This window comes from Streptomyces chattanoogensis, assembly GCF_001294335.1.
GTDB lineage: Bacteria > Actinomycetota > Actinomycetes > Streptomycetales > Streptomycetaceae > Streptomyces > Streptomyces chattanoogensis.
The window spans coordinates 1-571 of record NZ_LGKG01000047.1; the positions used below are offsets into that span (position 1 = coordinate 1).

Below are 571 nucleotides of genomic sequence, written 5' to 3' on the forward strand. Positions count from 1 at the left end.
GGCCTCCTCGATGTGCTCCATGACGCCGCCGAGGTAGAGCTCCTGGCCGTCGTAGAGTGCATCGACGTCGATCTCGATGGCGTCGTCCAGGAACCGGTCCACCAGCACCGGACGGCTGGGGCTGATCTCGGTCGACTCTTCGATGTAGGACGACAGCCGGGTCTCGTCGTAGACGATCTCCATGCCGCGCCCGCCCAGGACGTACGACGGCCGCACCAGCACCGGGTAGCCGATCTCGTCCGCGATCGCCTTCGCTTCCGCGAACGTGGTGGCGGTGCCGTGCTTGGGCGCCGGAAGACCGGCCTCCGCCAGGACCCGCCCGAAGGCGCCGCGGTCCTCGGCTGCGTGAATGGCCTCGGGCGAGGTGCCCACGACCGGCACGCCGTTGTCCTTGAGCGCCTGGGCCAGTCCGAGCGGGGTCTGGCCGCCGAGCTGGACGATCACACCGGCGATCGGACCCGCGAGGGACTCCGCGTGCACGATCTCCAGCACGTCCTCGAGCGTGAGCGGCTCGAAGTAGAGGCGGTCGGAGGTGTCGTAGTCGGTGGAGACGGTCTCCGGGTTGCAGTTG

1 protein-coding gene is annotated in these 571 nt (G+C 69.2%); it reads right to left on the reverse strand.

Annotated features, from left to right (window positions below):
• The coding region (locus tag ADL29_RS08225; protein WP_157878427.1) for a carbamoyl phosphate synthase preATP-grasp domain-containing protein at positions 1-571 on the reverse strand (571 nt) is incomplete at both ends.